The organism is Affinundibacterium nitidum (assembly GCF_014284155.1).
Taxonomy (GTDB): Bacteria; Pseudomonadota; Gammaproteobacteria; order Burkholderiales; family Burkholderiaceae_D; genus Undibacterium; species Undibacterium nitidum.
In genome coordinates this window covers 149,281-166,655 of the sequence record NZ_JACOFZ010000002.1, presented here as the reverse complement: position 1 = coordinate 166,655, position 17,375 = coordinate 149,281, and the positions used below count along the sequence as shown (strand labels likewise).

10 protein-coding genes are annotated in these 17,375 nt (G+C 47.0%); 9 read left to right on the top strand and 1 reads right to left on the bottom strand.

All coding sequences use genetic code 11. The annotated features are described in order from the left end of the window. Positions 1-122: 122 nt before the first annotated feature. A complete protein-coding gene (gene recG, locus H8K36_RS08250) occupies positions 123-2,198 on the bottom strand; it encodes an ATP-dependent DNA helicase RecG (protein ID WP_186916121.1) in 2,076 nt (691 codons plus the stop codon). Between the two features lie 164 nt (positions 2,199-2,362). Here recG and queA point away from each other — a divergent pair, with 164 nt between their 5' ends. The 9 genes from queA to H8K36_RS08205 all read left to right on the top strand — a co-directional run bounded on the left by queA (position 2,363) and on the right by H8K36_RS08205 (position 17,359). Continuing rightward, positions 2,363-3,406, top strand: coding sequence for a tRNA preQ1(34) S-adenosylmethionine ribosyltransferase-isomerase QueA (gene queA, locus H8K36_RS08245; RefSeq protein WP_186916318.1), 1,044 nt, complete (start codon positions 2,363-2,365; stop codon positions 3,404-3,406). 203 nt (positions 3,407-3,609) lie between these two features. Then, on the top strand, positions 3,610-4,743 hold the full coding sequence (gene tgt / locus H8K36_RS08240; RefSeq protein ID WP_186916123.1) for a tRNA guanosine(34) transglycosylase Tgt: 1,134 nt from the start codon (positions 3,610-3,612) through the stop codon (positions 4,741-4,743). Positions 4,744-4,797: 54 nt separating this feature from the next. Beyond that, positions 4,798-6,582 carry a hypothetical protein gene (locus H8K36_RS08235; protein ID WP_186916125.1) on the top strand — a complete coding sequence of 595 codons (1,785 nt, stop codon included), beginning with the start codon at positions 4,798-4,800 and terminating at the stop codon, positions 6,580-6,582. Between the two features lie 340 nt (positions 6,583-6,922). After that, on the top strand, positions 6,923-7,249 hold the full coding sequence (gene yajC, locus H8K36_RS08230; protein ID WP_186916319.1) for a preprotein translocase subunit YajC: 327 nt from the start codon (positions 6,923-6,925) through the stop codon (positions 7,247-7,249). A 67-nt stretch (positions 7,250-7,316) separates the two neighbouring features. Continuing rightward, the gene (secD, locus tag H8K36_RS08225; protein WP_186916126.1) at positions 7,317-9,200 is read left to right on the top strand and encodes a protein translocase subunit SecD; all 1,884 of its coding nucleotides are present in this window, start codon (positions 7,317-7,319) and stop codon (positions 9,198-9,200) included. 45 nt (positions 9,201-9,245) lie between these two features. Next, complete coding sequence (gene secF / locus H8K36_RS08220) at positions 9,246-10,223, top strand: protein translocase subunit SecF (RefSeq protein WP_186916128.1); 978 nt, start codon at positions 9,246-9,248, stop codon at positions 10,221-10,223. Between the two features lie 317 nt (positions 10,224-10,540). Beyond that, complete coding sequence (locus tag H8K36_RS08215) at positions 10,541-11,815, top strand: efflux RND transporter periplasmic adaptor subunit (RefSeq protein ID WP_186916130.1); 1,275 nt, start codon at positions 10,541-10,543, stop codon at positions 11,813-11,815. Continuing rightward, entirely contained in the window at positions 11,812-14,901 is a 3,090-nt protein-coding gene (locus tag H8K36_RS08210) for an efflux RND transporter permease subunit (RefSeq protein ID WP_186916132.1), read from the top strand. The genes H8K36_RS08215 and H8K36_RS08210 overlap by 4 nt, the downstream gene beginning before the upstream one ends. A 190-nt stretch (positions 14,902-15,091) precedes the next feature. Continuing rightward, positions 15,092-17,359 carry a putative bifunctional diguanylate cyclase/phosphodiesterase gene (locus tag H8K36_RS08205; protein WP_186916134.1) on the top strand — a complete coding sequence of 756 codons (2,268 nt, stop codon included), beginning with the start codon at positions 15,092-15,094 and terminating at the stop codon, positions 17,357-17,359. The last annotated feature ends 16 nt before the right edge of the window (positions 17,360-17,375 follow it).

Sequence of the window (17,375 nt, the reverse complement as noted above, 5' to 3'; positions counted from 1 at the left end):
GATTGCTGGCGAAATTCAAGCAGGCATTACGATAACTGAAAATTGCGTTTCGAGCAGAGAAAATTTCCCGAAGAAAAGGTCTAGCTGGTGTGTAGACGGCTCAAGACTGATGCAGATCAAGCTTAAACACGCAGAAATTCCTCTCTCTGCCCCATCCAACGCTGCAAATGGGCCTCTACCGTAGGAAGGTCGTGTGCCAGTAATTCAACCGCGAGGTTACGCGCCTTTTCTACCAAGTATTGGTCTTTTTCGAGATTGGCAAAACGGAGCAAAGCCTCACCCGATTGGCGCGCACCGAGAAACTCGCCAGGCCCACGGAGTTCCAAATCTTTGCGCGCAATTTCAAAACCATCGGTGCTTTCACGCATAGTGAGTAAGCGTTGTTTCGCGGTATGACCCAAGGGACCTTGATACAGTAAGAGACAGACACTGGCGGCGGCGCCGCGTCCGACACGTCCTCGTAATTGGTGCAACTGCGAGAGACCAAAACGCTCCGCATGTTCGATCACCATTAAGCTGGCATTGGGCACGTCAACACCAACTTCAATCACGGTGGTTGCTACGAGGACTTGAATTTCATTGCGAGTGAAAGCGTCCATCACCATTTGCTTTTCAGCGGCTTTGAGCTTGCCGTGAACTAAGCCCACGCGGCAGTCCGGCAAGGCTTCGCTGAGCATGGCTAAGGTATCGGTGGCTGTTTGTAATTGCAGTGCCTCAGACTCTTCAATCAAAGGACACACCCAATACACTTGTTTGCCTTCGAGTGCAGCAGCATGAACGCGTTCGATTACTTCATCGCGCCGATTCTGATCGACCACACGGGTGACGATAGGGGTGCGGCCCGGCGGCAGTTCATCGATGACAGAGACTTCTAGATCCGCGTAATACGTCATTGCTAATGTGCGCGGAATAGGGGTGGCTGACATCATCAATTGATGAGGAATTTTACCTGCTTCGGCCTTATTTCTGAGTGTAAGGCGTTGCGCCACACCAAAGCGATGCTGTTCGTCGACAATCACTAAACCAAGCTTGGCAAATTGCACGCTGTCTTGTATCAGCGCATGGGTACCAATCACCAATTGTGCTTCACCCGAAGCGATCATCTCCTGAGCTTTTTCTTTGTCTTTCTTTTTCAAACTGCCAGTCAGCCAAGCTGTCTTAACGCCCAAGGGTTCTAACCAGCCAGCCACCTTCCTGAAATGCTGTTCCGCCAGAATTTCGGTCGGCGCCATCAAAGCTGCCTGATAGCCGTTGTCGATCGCTTGTGTTGCCGATAATGCAGCGACGATGGTTTTACCGCTGCCAACATCACCCTGAAGCAAACGCTGCATAGGAAAAACTTGTTTTAAGTCGGCGCGAATTTCCTCTAACACACGTTCTTGTGCTCCGGTCAGTTTAAAGGGCAGGGTCTGCAAGAACGCATGGGTCAGCGCGCCAACGATAGGGAGGGCGGTGGCGCCTTTGGCACGGCGCGACGCTTGTGCCCGTTTGAGTGAGAGCTGTTGTGCCAATAATTCGTCGAACTTCATGCGCTCCCAAGCGGGGTGCTCGTGTTCGAGTAAAGCGTATTGGTCGACATCGGGCGGTGGGTTGTGTAATAACTTGACCGCAGATTCAAAATCTTGCAGGCCCATTTGTCCCAAAATGGTGGGGGATAAGGTATCAAACCACTGCACGCGAGCCAAGGCACTGGTGATCGCTTTACGTAGCATCAGCTGCGAAACACCATCGCCAGCGTGATAAACAGGCGTCAAGGCGGTCGGCAGCGGCGCGCCTTCATTGACCATTTTGTAAGTCGGGTGCACCATCTCCGCGCCGAAGAAACCATGACGCAACTCGCCACGGGCGCGTACACGCATGCCGACCGCCATCTGCTTAATTTGACTACCGTAAAAATTAAGGAAGCGCAGTACGACTTGGGCCGTGTCATCACTGATGGTGACTACTAATTGGCGGCGAGGGCGATATTGAATGTCGCATTCGGTGACTTCACCTTCGACTTGCACCGAGCTGCCGCCGCGAAAACCCGCGTCGCGCATGCTGACGATTTCGGTCTCGTCTTCGTAGCGCATAGGTAAATGCAGCACGAAGTCCATATCGGAGCGTAAGCCAAGTTTGGCAAACTTCTCCTCAAGCCGTACTGGCTTGGCGGGGGCTTTCTTTTTGCTGCTAGCCTTATTAGGTGCGCTTTCAGACATAGGGTAAAATGACGGGTTGGTTTTCGAGATTCTACTGGTTTTTTATACAGTGCTGTGATTTTTTGTTGTGTGATTGTTTATCTTCCGCTAAGTAATGATTACTTCGGCGAGGAAAACATGGTGCGACTTTACTGTTTTCCTTTTGTTCTGATGGCGTATTTATGATGTATTCACTGAGTGACTTTGATTTTGACTTACCGCCCGAACTGATCGCGCAAACTGCGCTACCAGATCGCACGGCTTCGCGTTTATTGCATGTTAGTGATGATGGCATCGTCGATCGTCAGTTTTCAGACATTATCGACCAACTTCACGCGGGCGATTTGCTGGTGTTCAACGATACGCGAGTTTTAAAGGCACGCTTTTTCGGTGCTAAAGAGACGGGTGGCAAGGTCGAAATGTTGGTCGAGCGCGTCATCAAAAATACCGCTGACGAACATATCGTGCATGTACAGTTACGTGCCTCAAAGTCGCCATTGGCAGGAAGTAAGATTCGTTTGGCAGATGCTTTCGACGTTACAGTGGGTGAGCGTGCGGGCGAATTTTTTACACTGCATTTCCCTGGCGATGTGTTTGAACTGATTGAAAAATACGGTCGTTTGCCTTTGCCGCCATACATCAATCATGAGGCGGATGATTTCGACGAGCAACGCTATCAGACTGTGTATTCACGTGTGCCCGGCGCCGTTGCGGCGCCAACAGCAGGCTTGCACTTTGATCAGCCACTCTTGGATAAATGTAAAGCTAAAGGCATACAATTGGCATTTGTGACTTTGCACGTTGGCGCCGGTACCTTCCAACCAGTACGTACGGAAGACCTCAGCAAACACGATATGCATAGCGAATGGTACACCGTGCCAGAAGAAACTGTGGCTGCGGTGCAAGCGGCGAAAGCAGCCGGTAAAGATGTGATTTGCGTGGGCACTACTAGTATGCGGGCGATTGAGTCCGCTTCACAAAGCGGCGCTTTAGTCGCAGGCAGTGGTGATACGCGTTTGTTCATTACCCCAGGATATGTATTTAAAACGGTAGATCGCTTAGTGACAAATTTCCATTTGCCGAAATCGACATTGATGATGTTGGTATCAGCATTTGCTGGTTATGATGCAATACGTGAAGCCTATGCTCATGCGATCGCACAGAAGTATCGTTTCTTTAGTTATGGAGATGCGATGCTATTAACTAACCGTTCTAGTGCGCACCAATAAATTCAATCTCAGGGCGCATTACTGCGTTACTAATGTTCGCAATACCAAAGTATTGCCTTGCTTGGCGCCTTGTACTGCATCGCTGACATTGAACTTCTCGGAGCATTTGATACGCAATAATACGCAACAATATGCGGAAAAAATTCAATCTGCGTTTAAGCTCTTAATTTCTTGTTTCATTTTTATTTAGGTCGGTAAATCCTATGCTGCAATTTCAATTACTCAAAAAAGATAAAACTACTGCGGCACGTCGTGGTCGTGTGACGGTAAACCATGGTGTGATCGAAACACCGATCTTTATGCCTGTTGGTACGTACGGTTCGGTGAAGGCGATGTCGCCACTCGAACTCAAAGAAATTGATGCCCATATTATTTTGGGTAACACTTTCCACCTGTGGCTACGCCCGGGATTGGACGTCGTTAATAAGTTTGGTGGATTACATGATTTTATGGGCTGGGATAAACCCATCCTGACAGACTCAGGTGGTTTTCAAGTGTTCTCTTTGGGCGCGATGCGCAAGATCACCGAAGAAGGCGTGAAGTTTGCTTCGCCGATTAGTGGTGAACGTCTGTTCTTGTCGCCTGAAATTTCCATGCAAATTCAACGTGCCTTGAATTCCGATATCGTGATGCAGTTCGATGAATGTACGCCATACGAAATTGACGGTCGTCCTGCGACGAGCGAAGAAGCAGGCAAGTCCATGCGCATGTCTTTGCGTTGGGCGCAACGTTCGATGAATGAATTCAACGGCGGTGAAAATCCGAATGCGTTGTTCGGCATTGTGCAAGGCGGTATGTTTGAAAACTTGCGCGACGAATCTTTGGCCGCGTTGAACGAAATGGGTTTTGACGGCATGGCGATTGGCGGCTTGTCGGTCGGCGAGCCAAAAGAAGACATGCTGCGCATTCTCTCGCATGTAGGTCCGAAACTGCCAGAAAATAAGCCGCACTATTTGATGGGAGTTGGCACGCCAGAAGACTTAGTCGCTGGTGTCGCCAATGGTATCGACATGTTCGACTGCGTGATGCCAACTCGCAATGCGCGTAATGGCTGGATCTTCACTCGCTTTGGCGATATCAAAATTAAGAATGCACGCTACAAAGAAGACAAAGCACCGCTTGATGAGACGTGTACTTGCTATGCCTGCAAAAACTTCTCACGTGCTTATTTGCACCATCTGCATCGTACCGGTGAGATTTTGGGCGCACGTTTGAACACGATCCATAATTTGCATTACTACCTTGAATTGATGCGCCAGATTCGTCTGTCCTTAGACGAAGATCGCTTCCCGCAATTTATTGCGGAATTCAAAGCCGATCGAGCGCGTGGCGTGTAAAAGGTCCTTAAGAGAGTCATCAACGTGAACGGCTGATTTAACTGGAGTACATGCATGCAAACTTTTCAAACGATGCAAGGATTAAATCAGTTGTGGACACGAGAGCAGTTGCTGGCGACGCTTCGCGCGCTGCTACTATTGCTTTCAATTGCGACTTTGGTGTGGACTTTGCGTATGGTTCACTATGCATCAGTCGGTCATATCTACGGTCAGATTCCTGATCTTACTATGTTCACGCCTTGGTTGCGCTTGTACGCACAATCAAGGAAAGGCATTGAACTGCCAGTTTTATTTGCGGCCTTATTGAGCTTGTGCCTCGGTGTTTGGGTTTGTTCCCGTTATTTCTCAACGCGCCTAAAGCAAGCTTTTCATAGCTTGCCGTCTCTGTTATTGGGCAATTTTCTAGCATTGTTCGCGATAGTTTTCTTCCTCTTTCCAGGCAAGGAACACTCAGTCAGCACGTTTTTTCATTGGGAATTGCATCCGAGTTTGCTTGGATTTTCCCTGTTTATTGCCTTCAGCTTGATTCCTTATGGTAGGAAATACAGTTACCCGCTGATTGGGTTTTTGATCGTCGTCATTTGCACACTCATTTCTACTTCACCATTTAGTTTATATAACTACTCCTATATTATTGAGCCAGCCATGCGAGCATTGGCCGGGCAATCATTGTCTGAAGTAGTCAGCCAGTATGATGTATTGCTGCCGCTTTCGATTTCTCCGTTTATCGCGCAGCATTGGGATTTGAACCAATACAAAGTACTCCTACAGATTGCGAATACCATTTTTAATGTGTGGATGTTTTATGCTTTGTATAAGGTCGTTCGCAAAGAAGTGTTTCTGTTTGCGGTTATTCTTTTTATTTTAGCGAAGTACCATTTAAATCTCTCCGATGCGACAAAAGTGCCGCAGGTCTCGTTCTTGCGTTTAGAGATTTGGCTGCCGTTGTATGTCTTGGTCCGTCGTTATGGATTGGTGTCGATCGCACCTGTGTTGTATCTGCTTGTCATGATCGTTTTAAGCAAGACCTTCGCTACTATCTTCGCGGGTATGTATCTTGGATATTTGGTCTTACGTAAGTTGAGCGGCAGTCAAGAACTTAGTTGGAAACGCATCATGACCATTAGTTTGATTTTGGTCAGTGTGGCAGTACTGGCACAATTATTTTTTAGTAATGCCCGCCTTTCAGATTACTTACGTTTTCAGATTTCGTTTTGGCCTCTGGGAACACAATCCTTTTTTTGGGTGGTAGCGCCACTACTTATCTTTTGTGCGGGCTTAATTTTTTCTCAAAAAGGCGAGGAGACAAACAATTACAACGCTAATGGGCTGTTGATTTTCCTTTGTTGTGGTGCCTTGGTTTATTTCTTGGGGCGCAGTCACGAGAATAACCTTCTCAATATTTCCTCTATTTTGATTTTTACCTTGGCGATCGCACTGAATTATTTGTCTCACGAGATGAAGTTGTTGGTGCCAGTCTTGAGTTTGATATCGGCCTTTTTTGTCACTGATGTCGCGACCGAAGTAAAACTTAAGCTAGATTCTTTCGCTCAAAATGGATTAAATCCGCATATGCCTTTTGCCGCCGGAGACTTTAGTGCCTTGCAATCTGCGCCTAATTTCCCTGCTTTTTTTGATGGCAAGAGTCTTTACTGTTTTCCGAATTCCTCGCTTGAGCTCTATTTTTATCACTATCAACTTGGTAACTACAAGAAACTTCCTATCCAGCAGTTCCGTACCTGCAGTACGATTCTCTATATGCAAGACCTCCAAAGTTACGCTCGAGAGTTAGAGACGAATGGATATCAGTTGCAAGTGATCAATTCCCCTGAATTCTAGGAGAGTGCCTGCATTCGTTGAAATGGATCATCAATGTCATCATTGAAATTCATTTCAGCCACTGAAAAACCCGTAATTCTTGTTGCGTGAGCATTTTTTGCACAAATTCGCCTTGGCTAACTGTGGGAATCTCGCCCAGCCAGTGACCCTGATGCTAGAATGTTGCGCTTTGTCGTCGAACTTAATACTTTCACAAAACTAACCTAGCGTTGTGATCGTTTCGGCGCTAGATCGATAGTTATCAAACAGCGTTGGGGACTTTAAAACGGCGAAATTGGCCCAAGATACGACCAACGTGCTGTTAAATCATCGTTTATAGAATCATTTAAATTGGAGTTTGATTGTGTTTATTTCTAATGCTTACGCTCAAGCAGCAGGTGCTGCACCAGAATCATCAATGATGAGTTTTTTGCCTTTGTTGTTGATGTTCGTGGTTTTATATTTTGTGATGATTCGTCCTCAAATGAAACGTCAAAAAGAGCAGAAAGCGATGATTGACGCATTGTCTAAGGGTGATGAGGTCGTCACTGCTGGCGGGATCGTTGGTAAGGTTAATAAAGTTAGTGATGCATTTGTGACGATTGAAGTAAGCAACGGTACAGAAATGCACGTACAAAAAAGCGCAGTAACTACACTGCTACCAAAAGGCACGATTAAGTCCATCTGATCGATGTCAGTCTTAAGGGCGCTTGGCGCCCTTATTCTTTATTTAGTTCTTATTTAATACAGCCGCTATGAATCGTTATCCTCTCTGGAAGTACATACTGATACTGTTCACCTTGGTGTTCGGCACGTTATACACTCTTCCTAACTTCTTGGGCGAGTCGCCTGCTTTGCAAATCAATAGTGGGAAAACGACTGTGAAGGTCGAAAGTGAGTTGATCCCAAAGATTGAAAGTATCTTGAAGGAGGGCGGTGTTCCTTCTGCAGGCGTCAACTTTGACTATAGCGGCACGCAAGCGGTGATCCGGGCGCGATTCGCTGATACAGATACGCAATTCAAAGCCAAAGCGATCTTGGAACACGGCTTGAATCCTGATCAAACTGATCCGATTTACACCGTTGCTTTCAGTAAATTGCCAAATACACCGAAATGGATGCAAAAGATTCATGCATTGCCTATGGTCTTGGGTCTCGATCTCCAAGGTGGTGCCCATTTCTTGTTGAAAGTCGACACGGAAGCTGTATTGAAGAATAAGTTGGCGGCGATGCAGGCCTCCGTGCGCTCTAGCTTGAAAGACAAAGAAATTAAACACGCAGGTATCTCGCGCGATTCCACAACAGTGACAGTCAAATTCCGTGATTTGGAAACTCGTGTACGTGCACGTGAATTGTTATCACGTCAAATGAATGAAGCTAATGTTGTGGATGTGCCTGTGACTGGCACGGACGGCGATATTTCATTGCAACTATCAGTAAAACCAGATGCTTTGGTCACTTTGCAAAATGAAGGTGTCAAACAAAATATTGAAGCGTTGTCTAAGCGTATCGCTGGTATTGGTGTAACTGAACCATTAATTCAACAACAAGGCCCAGACCGCATCGTGGTGCAGTTGCCTGGTGTGCAGGATGTCGCTCAAGCAAAATCGATCATTGGCCGTACCGCGACGCTGGAAGTGCGTTTGGTCGATGAAACTGTGATCGGCCCCATTGATGACAATACCACTGTACCTTTCGGCTCTGAATTGTTTAAAGTGGGCCGCGGCGGTCCAGCAATTCTGTACAAAGATCCTGTGGTGACTGGTGATGCGATTATCGGCGCGATGGCAACGCTTGATGAAAACCAGCAGCCTGCAGTTAGTATTGACCTTAACAGTGAAGGTGGCCGTCGAATGGGGGATGCGACTCGAGTGAACGTTGGCAAGCGTATGGCATTCGTATTGTTCGAAAAAGGTAAGGGCGAGTTGTTGCAAGTTGCGACAATTCAAGGGCACTTCAGTAATAAATTCCGTACGAATGGCATGCGTACTTCTAGCGAAGCAGCCGAACTCGCTCTGTTATTGCGTTCCGGTGCGTTAGCAGCCCCAATGGAAGTGATCGAGGAACGTACGATCGGCCCACAATTAGGTAAGGAAAACATCCGTAAGGGTATTTATTCCACGATGTATGGTTTCGCGGCGATTGCTGTGTTCATGATCATCTACTACATGATGTTCGGTTTCTTTAGTGTCACCGCATTGGCGATGAACTTGTTGTTGTTGGTTGGTATTTTGTCGACCTTGCAAGCGACCTTGACTTTGCCTGGTATGGCGGCGATTGCTTTGGCTCTCGGTATGGCGATTGACGCCAACGTCTTGATCAATGAGCGTATTCGAGAGGAGCTGAGGGCAGGGGCGACACCGCAACATGCGATTCTGCAAGGTTTCGATCGTGCTTGGGCAACCATTCTTGACTCGAACGTCACCACGTTGATCGTTGGTTTGGCCTTGTGGGCATTTGGTTCTGGTCCGATTAAGGCCTTTGCGATCGTTCACTGCTTGGGTATTTTGACATCGATCTTCTCCGCAGTGTTTGTGTCTCGTGGCGTAGTTAACTTGTGGTACGGCCGTCAGAAGAAATTGGCGTCTGTGTCGATTGGTCAAATTTGGAAACCAACAGAAGATGCTGTTGCCAAATAAACGACCCAATCAATTGACCCAAGAATTTAGAAATTAGGATTTATCATGGAATTATTCCGAATTAAGAAAGACATTCCTTTCATGCGCAATGCGCTGATTTTTAATGTCATTTCCGCTTTAACTTTTGTCGCCGCAGTATTTTTCTTGCTTACCAAAGGCTTGCACTTGTCAGTGGAGTTCACTGGCGGTACGACAATGGAAGTCAGTTATAGCAAACCAGCGGATACCGACAAGATTCGCGCCACAGTTTCAGGCTTAGGCCTCGAAGGCGTGACAACGCAAACTTTTGGCCGCGCTCAAGATGTGGTGATTCGTTTGCCATTGCCAAAGCGCGAACCTGGTGCGGCGAAGCTGTCTGAGAAAGAAGCCAATCTTTTGATTGGTGCGCAAAATGACAAAGTGTTGGCAGCATTAAAAGCCAACGACCCAGACGTACAACTGCGTCGTACAGCGGTCGTGGGTGCGCAAGTCGGTGACGAATTGGCGCACGATGGCGTGATGGCATTGCTGTTCGTGATTGTTGGCGTTATGGCATATTTGGCGATTCGTTTCGAATGGAAATATGCGGTGTCAGCCATTATTGCTAACTTGCATGACGTCGTTATTATTCTTGGTTTCTTCGCGTTCTTCGAATGGGAATTTGACTTGGCGGTGCTGGCCGCGGTATTAGCGGTGTTGGGCTATTCAGTGAATGAGTCCGTCGTTATTTTCGATCGTATTCGTGAAAACTTCTTAAAGTTGCGCAAAGCAACAGTCACTGAGGTCATTGATAACGCCATTACAAGCACGATTTCTCGTACTATCATCACTCACGGCTGTACACAAATGATGGTGTTGTCGATGTTATTGTTCGGTGGTCCAACATTACATGGCTTCGCGATTGCTTTAACGATTGGTATTTTGTTTGGTATCTACTCTTCCGTATTCGTCGCAGCAGCGATTGCGATGTGGTTGGGCGTTAAGCGTGAAGACTTGATCAAACCAGTCAAAGAAAAAGATGAAGCCGACGGTGCAGTTGTATAAAAATTATTGATACTCGCTGTTAAACTGTTCAGAAAGCAGCAGTTTGGTAACAAAAAGTATAAACAAGAGAAGCCAGCCTAAGTGCTGGCTTTTTCTTTGTTAAGATAGCTACTTTCCCAGAAAAAATGGTTTTAGACTTAACTCTGTTCAAAATGTGCGCTTTGAACCGGAAAGTGGCTCGTCTTATTTCATGCCATTTCAGCTATGTGGCGGTGAGGTCTTTAACATCGGTCCATTCGGTCTAAATAACGTAAATGCCGCGAACTTTCCAAGATTCAACTGTCTAACGTTCATCAAGAAACCTTCTTCAAATAAAAATGAAAAATACCAAAGTCTCAGTGCTCCTCATTTCCCTATTGGTCATTGCAGGGGGCGGTTACTATTTTTGGAAGTCAAAAAAAGGCGAGTCAACTGAATTCGTCGCTGGTCAAACCTTAGGGGCGAAACCAGATGCGAAAAATAAGCCTGTCTTTGTTAATACGATCTTGGCGCAAAAACGCGATTACGAAGTGAAGCTCAATGCCAATGGCGTTGTTACTTCGCTCAATATTGTTGATGTGCGTCCGCAGGTCAGCAGTATTATCGAGAAAGTTCATATTAAAGAAGGTCAATTTGTACGCGCTGGTGAAGTCTTGTTCACCTTGGATAACCGTGCCGACACGGTGAACCTTGCGAAAGCCCAAGCACAACTCGATAAAGAACTCGCGACCTTGGCAGAGAATCAGCGTCAACTGGTGCGCGCGAAAGAATTATTCGAAAAGAAATTCCAGTCGCAAAGCGCGGTCGATGCAGCCAACACCATCGTTCAAGCACAGCAATCCGTGGTTGATGGTGCGAGAGCAGCGGTAGGTGCGGCGAAAGTCAGTTTGGGATACAGCCGCATTGTTGCTCCCGTGAGTGGGCGGACCGGCATCATCAATGTTTTTCCTGGTAGTTTGGTGCAGCCAAGTACTAGCGGTTCCGCTCTGGTGACTATCACTCAAATGGATCCGATTTCAGTGGCATTCCCATTACCTCAGCGTAGTTTAAGTGATGCGTTGGATAGTATGAAGCGCGGTGATAGTGTTGCCATGGCGAGTCTGCCTGATTCTAAGCAAAAGTTTAAAGGCAAACTGCAATTCATCGACAACGTAGTTGATGCGACATCGGGCACTGTAAAAGTGAAAGCGATTTTCGACAACAAAGAAATGAAGCTCTGGCCAGGCGCTTTTGCCAATGTGGATTTGAGCGTATTGACCTTGAAAGACGTAGTGGTGGTTCCACAAGATGCCTTGGTGTTCGGTGTGAATTCGACTACTGTATTTGTGGTGGATGTAGAAGGTAAGGCTGCTCAAAAGAAAGTCGAAGTGAAATTTAGCTCAGGCCTTGATGCTGTCATTAGCGGAATCGAGCCTGGTACGAAGATCGTATTAGAAGGGAAACAAAACCTGCGTCCTGGTGTGCCAGTTAAAGAGCGTACCGACGAAGGAAAAGAGGAGAAGTCTTCAGGTAAGGGCGGTAAGAAAGAGGGTGCTTCATCGGCGACTTCGACTGTACCCGCGACTCCTGCTAGTGCGCCATCTACAACTGCCTCTGCAGCGAGCGCATCATGAATTTGTCGGAGTTATTTATTCGTCGTCCTGTGATGACGATATTATTGAATCTGTCGGTGGTTGTTGCCGGTATTCTTGCTTATCGCTTTATTCCAATCGCGGCGTTGCCAAGCTATAACACGCCAGTGATCAGCGTCGGTGCGGGTTTACCCGGAGCGAGCCCTGAAACCATGGCAACTTCAGTGGCATTGCCATTGGAAAAACAATTCGCAACGATTCCAGGTTTAGCGACGATTAGTTCAAGCAGTACGCTCGGCTCTACCAGCCTCACGCTTGAGTTTGATGCGAGTCGCAATGTCGACGATGCAGCGGTTGACGTACAAGCGGCTTTGCTTCGTGCGCAACGAGCTCTGCCAATTGAGATGACCTCACCGCCTTCATATCGCAAGGTCAACCCTGCCGATTCTGCTGTGTTGATCTTGGCCTTGACCTCACCTAGCCTGAGTTTGGCCGAGCTGACCAACTACGCTGAACATTTGATCTCACCTAACTTGTCAACGCTGCCTGGCGTTGCGCAAGTCAATATCTTCGGTATTCGTCGTTATGCGGTGCGGATTCGAGTCAATCCAGGTGAGTTAGCGGCCCGCAATATTAGCTTTGAAGAATTAACCACCAGCGTTCGTTCTGCGAATTCAATCGCGCCTGTCGGTACAATTGATGGCGATAAACAGATGTTGACCATCGTCGCCAACAAGCAGCTACAAAATGCCTCGGAATTTGCCAACATCATCGTTAGTAACAAGGGTGGTCAAGTCGTTCGACTACGCGACGTGGCAGCGGTTGAAGACAGTTATGAAACTGTGAAGTCAGTCGGTAACTTCAATGGCGAACCTGCGATCATGTTGGCGATTCAACGGCAGACCGATGCTAACACCGTCAAAGTTGTCGATTCTATCAAGGCAGCAGTACCTGGTTTTAAATCTCAGTTGCCAGCCTCTGTGAATATTACCTTGGCGAATGATCGCTCTGTCTCAGTGCGCGATGCTTTGCATGATGTGAATTTGACTTTGATCTTGACTATCTTCTTGGTTGTGGTCGTGATCTTCTTGTTCTTGCGTCACATGGTCGCCACGATTATTCCAACATTGTCTTTGCCAGTCTCTCTTGTGGGGGCGGTGAGTCTCTTGTGGGGCTTGGGCTATACCCTCGATAATATTTCTCTGCTCGGTATTACCCTAGCAGTCGGCTTGGTAGTCGATGATGCGATTGTGATGTTGGAAAATATCATGCGCCACGTTGAGATGGGCGAGCCACCATTTGAGGCAGCCTTAAAAGGTTCGCGCGAAGTCGGTTTTACGATTATCTCTATTTCTACCTCCTTGATCGCTGTATTCATTCCCATTTTCTTTATGCCGGGCGTGATCGGTCAGTTATTCCATGAATTTGCGGTAATTGTGAGTTTGGCGATCGTGGTCTCCGCCTTCGTGTCGTTGACTTTGGTTCCGATGCTGGCAAGCCGTTTCCTGAAACCAGAAAGTGCACACAAAACTGGGTCCAAGGGCTTGCATGTTATTACGCATAGTTTTGAGCGTATGTTTGATGCTTCCTTACGTTCTTATACTCGGGGACTAGATTTGGCATTAAAACACCGTAAGTCAGTGCTGTTCGTCGCTTTCCTAACCTTTGTGGCGACAGCCTATATGTTCATGACCATTCCGAAAGGCTTCTTTCCAGAGGAAGATATTGGTCAGATTAATGTATCGACCGAAGCAGCAGAAGATACGTCTTTCCCAGCAATGGTGATTCTGCAGGAAAAAGCCGCCAAGATCTTGCGTGAAGACCCTAATGTGTTAACTGTTTCTTCGTTCCATGGTGGTGGTGGCGGCTCACAAAATACAGGACGGGGTTTCATTAATCTGAAACCACGCGATCAACGCAAACCAATGAAAGAAGTGGTTGAGGGATTGCGCAATAAACTCAAAGCAGTGCCAGGCATTACGGTGTTTTTGCGCCCAACGCAAAACTTGCAATTGGGTGGACGCCCAAGCAAGAGTCAATATCAGTACATTATGCAAAGTGTAGACGCTAGCTCGCTCAGCGACTGGGCATTTAAGATGCAAGATAAACTACGTTCTGATCCTGGTTTTAAAGATGTCACTACCGATTCGCAGTTGCGTGGTTTGCAGGCCTCTATCGAAATTAATCGTGATCGTGCGAATTCCCTAGGTGTTGGCATCGATGCCATCCGTTCAAGTTTGTATAGTGCCTTTGGTGAACGCCAAATTGCGACGCTGTTCACCTCTGTCGATAGCTACGCGGTGATTCTTGAAGTAAGCCCTGAGAACAAGAACGACGAGGCGGATATCGGTGGTATCTATGTTCGTAGCAATACAGGAAGCCTCGTGCCCATGTCGAGTTTTGCAACAGTCAAACGTACGGTTGGCCCAACGTCGATCAACCATGTTGGTCAATTGCAAGCGGTCACGGTGTCGTTTAACTTGGCACCGGATATGCCTCTTGGTGACGCCACCAATAAGATCGAAAAGTATCGTGAAGAACTCAAATTGCCGTCCACTATCATTACTTCGTATGGCGGCGATGCGGCGGTATTCAAAGATTCACAATCTGGACAAACGATTTTGATCGTATCAGCCTTGTTAGTGATCTATGTTTTGCTCGGCGTGCTGTATGAAAGTTTTATCCATCCGATTACGATTTTGGCAGGCTTACCTTCCGCTGCGGTTGGGGCCCTGATTGCCTTGGAGTTGGCAGGTAAAGATCTGACCTTGATCGCGACGATTGGTATCTTGCTTTTGATTGGTATCGTCAAGAAAAATGCGATTATGATGATCGACTTCGCACTGGACGCGCAGCGCAATAAAGGCATGTCACCGTTAGAAGCGATTCGTGAAGCTTGTATTGAGCGCTATCGCCCGATCATGATGACTACCTTAGCTGCATTGGTCGGCGCCTTGCCGATTGCATTCGGCTTGGGTGCTGGTGCGGAGTTGCGTCAGCCACTAGGTCTGGCGGTAGTCGGCGGATTGGTGTTCTCGCAAGCGATTACCTTGTTCATTACGCCCGTCATTTATCTGGCTCTGGATAAATACAGCGGCAAAGGGCCTATCGTCGGCAATTCGATTTAAGCTCCTGCACCGAACCAGCGGCCTGATACTTCAGGCCGTTTCTTTTTTCCTTATTCTATTGAGCACCCGTGATTTTGTTGACGGGTTTGACACGCTTTCAAACATGCAAAATTCATTACCTAATTTTATTGTTCGACTCATCTATTCTTGTTGTCAATTAACAGTAAGACCACTGCTTGCTTGGATCTTTTTGCGGGATAAGCAAAATCGAATAGCCAGCGATCACTGGACCACTGCTGTAGTCGGTGCCACAGACGATACACAACAAAGTACCCTGAGGGTAATCCTCATTTCAAGCTTGATTCTTGGTGGTTGTATTGGAATGCACAGCGCTGTCACGGCATTGTTTTTGGGCCAAACATATGTTTTGGCAATTGTATTGATTGTTTTCGCGAGTCTCTCTGTCACGATTTATTTCGCGGGGAAACATCTGCGGATTGGCGTGATCTCCTTACTCATAACAATCTATTTAGCAGCGGCCGCGATGCTTTTATCGACAGCATATGCGCCACATCTATCGCACTTAGGCTATATCTTGACGTATGTAACGCCAATGATTGCGGGACTCATTTTGAATTGGCGAGTGGCCGTCTTGCTCATGACGATCAACTGTGCACCTTTTGTTCTTGCGGTTTTTAATGCACCTCTGCCGCAGTTGCCGCCGGAGTTGATTCGTCAACCTCACGCTGATCTTTATATCCACTCTGTCTTGTTTGTTTTTTTTAATTTATGTTTACCACTCGCGGTCTTCCGCATCATTTCGTCTAAGAATGCCACTCGAAGACAGCTTTTGCGCAATTCCGAGTTGACGGAAAATCTCTTCCAAACGATTGCTAGTCCACTTGTTGTTTTTGATTCGGAGCAGAAGATTATTCGTGCGAATGATCGGTTTTTGGCCTCGGTAGGAGCGGTCGCTGAATCAGAGTTGATCGGACATCCTTTAGATAAACTGTTTATGGCCGGCTCCGTTGGATCGGGATTCTATCTCGGTCAAGTTTTTCATCATGTGAGTGCACATAGCTTCACGCTGCTCAGTTTGAAGACCGACACATTATTAGATCGCGGCCGCCGAGCACTTAGTTTTGAAGACATTACTTTGCTCAAGAAATTTGAAACAGATTTAGCAAACGCTACGCAGCGCGAAACTTTAGTATCAGAAACGGATCGTTTGACGGGGCTTAAAAATCGCGAAGCTTTTTTGTGGCAGCTTCAAGCGAGAATGGCGGGTTTGCAGCGCAATAGCGAAATCGTTTTAGTTTCTGTACGGTTGGTGAACATGCGTCAGATTAACGCGCAATTTGGTCCCCTAGTTGGTGATCGCATTCTTAGTGAATTGGCCAACCTTTTGAAAACGCGCACGCCTAATGCTGGCGTTTTAGGACGTGTAAGAGGGTCAGTACTAGCGTTTGCTTTTGAAGATGCTAAGCACACTTTGACGGTGGCAGAGCAAGTGTCTAATGTACGCGATCAGATTCCTAGCTATTTGAAGATTGATGGCCAATCGATTAGTGTTGACTTGGTGTTTGGTGCGGTAACGATCAATCAATCCGACAATGCGGTTTGTTTATCGACATCCGCTGAATTCTTACGTCGTTGTGAACTGGCATTGGATATGGCAGTTGAGCCGCGTTGGAGAGCGAGAGCAGAAGGGATTGTTATTTACACCGATGAAATCGCTCAGTATATGTTGCGGGATTTAGCAATTCGAACTGCCTTACCTCGTGCGATTGAGAATAATGAATTGGTTCTGTTCTTTCAACCGAAAATTGATGCGGGATTCAAGATATGTGGCTTCGAAGCCTTGTTGCGCTGGAATTGTGCGGCACTTGGTCATGTCTCGCCAATGGAGTTTATTCCCATCGCGGAAGAATGTGGACTCATCTCCCAGTTAACTGACTGGGTTATACGTAACGCATGCAGGCAGTTGGCGAGTTGGAATGCTTTGGGTATTGTTACTAAAGTCGCGGTCAATATTTCAGCGATAGACTTAGAACGAACAGATTTTTTTGATTACGTAGTGGCCTGTATTATTCGTTATCGCATTCCACCCAATTGCATTGAGGTCGAAGTGACCGAATCGGCTTTGGCAAGAGAGCCAGCGGCAGCGCAGTGTCAGCTTCAGCGGTTTCATGAAGCGGGTATTCGCATCGCTATTGACGATTTTGGTACTGGTTATTCGTCGCTAGACAAACTAGTTGATTTACCCATTTCCACTTTGAAGATCGATCGTTCATTCTTGGTGAATTTGCCGCAAGATCGACGTCGCGAGCGCGTCGTCAAATCTATCGTCTCTTTGGCTCATGGTTTGCAGCTGAGTATTGTGGCGGAAGGCGTTGAAAATGAGGATCAATACAAATGGCTCTTTGATTTGGCTGTGGATGAGTTGCAGGGTTACTATTTTGGAAAGCCAGCTTTGGCGAGCTCTTGGGAGAATCGCCTTTTGCAGGAAGCTCAGTAGTAAAAGCAACTAGAGG